The sequence below is a fragment of the Microcoleus sp. T3_B1 genome (assembly GCF_036700445.1).
Lineage (GTDB): Bacteria > Cyanobacteriota > Cyanobacteriia > Cyanobacteriales > Microcoleaceae > Microcoleus.
The window spans coordinates 1-1,510 of record NZ_JAUBOX010000195.1 but is presented as its reverse complement, the minus strand read 5'-3'; the positions used below and the strand labels follow the sequence as shown (position 1 = coordinate 1,510).

General features: G+C 45.4%; 1 protein-coding gene. It reads right to left on the bottom strand.

Features of this window, described 5'->3' with window-relative positions; genetic code table 11:
* Window positions 1-8: 8 nt before the first annotated feature.
* Window positions 9-1,457 carry an IS66 family transposase gene (tnpC, locus tag QT990_RS35715; RefSeq protein ID WP_333148426.1) on the bottom strand — a complete coding sequence of 483 codons (1,449 nt, stop codon included), beginning with the start codon at window positions 1,455-1,457 and terminating at the stop codon, window positions 9-11.
* Window positions 1,458-1,510 lie beyond the last annotated feature (53 nt).

Sequence of the window (1,510 nt, the reverse complement as noted above, 5' to 3'; positions counted from 1 at the left end):
GTAAGGATTCAGGTCTGAAATTCGGGAATGAGGTCAGGCATAGGAAAGTAGTCACAAGAATGGGCAGAAAGAGCCTCACGGAAAAAAGCCATTACTGAACGAGCTTGAAAACGACAGGTTTGAATCACACTCAGCAGATTAGCCGTTTCCTCAAATCGCTTCATCGAACGAGAGCCACCAGACACTTTCCGTTTCGTTACAGCTAGGCGTAGGGAACGTTCTGCTAAATTATTATCCGGAGGCACCGAGGGGTCATTCAGAAAATACCACCATTGTTCTGCCTTATCTCGTAAGGATTTGAGCAACAAACCTGCTGCATAACCAACTTGGTTCAACCAAGTAGCAAGGGCTTTATTCAATCGTATTTTGAAATCCTGGGCCCACGAGTCGTAGGTGAGTCGATCCTTCGTCTTGCGCCAGGCCTCATGGGAGCTAAAAGCTTCATCAATTAATGACAGAAATATTTGAGCGACTTCTGCATTATTATTGTTTCCCCCAAGTCCCAGCACTTTCTTAAAATGCCGCCGTAAATGAGCTAGACACTTCTGTTGGGCTGTGATTGTGCCACCATTATAAACACTGAAATCATCTGAGCTTAAGACGCCAGCAAATTCTGTACCCAGCATGGTTTCTAGTTCCACGCGTCCCCTTGTATCTGCGGCATGGAATAAACAGAATCCCTCTCCACTAGCTGTCCATAGCCATTCTTTGACTCCCATGACACACCACGGGGTTTCATCTACATGAACATTTGATTGCTCAGGGACCCATTTCCACAGTGCATTGAGGGCTGGCTTAACTGCTGCTGCTACTCGTTGATTGGTTTTTTGGAGTGTTCCCACTCCCACTTCTATCCTGCCGAGTTCCCACAATAATTCAGTCAGCTTGGCGTAGGAAAGATGCCCATAATTGCCCAGCCAGACGCAGAGGGCTTGGAGATTAACGCTCAAGTCTTGCCCTGGAACCACTCCCTGATGTGGTTCTCCTCTAACTACTGCACCACATTCGAGACATTTACACGATTGTGTCTGATATTCAACGACTTCAATTGGTTTCGCCACTAGACTTGCTACTTGCTGAGAGTGGATGTTGATTACTTCACTTAATTCTTGACTACCACAATTAAGACAGATGCTGGGTGAGCTAATTTCAGTTCTGTCTACTCGTCCAAACCCTTTTCGGGTTTTCCCCTCATGACCTGGTTGTCCACCTGGTTTCTTTTTTTGGTCTGCTTCTGGTTTGACTGTTGCTTTCTCTGGTTTTTGGATGAGATCCGTTGATGGAGGTTTTGATGAAGTCTGACTGGTGGTTCGATTTTTTCCCGTAGCAATGGCTAGTTTTTCTTGCAATTCTTCAATAATTTTTTGCAGCCCCAGTACCATTTCTACCAGTTCAGCTTGGCTCAACTGCTCGATTTCGGTTTTTTTCTGCTCTCTGGTGGCTGTGGGCTTTTTCATTCCTTTATTTTACCAGATGCCGCCACTTAAGTTTTTTTGACCTGAATCCTTAC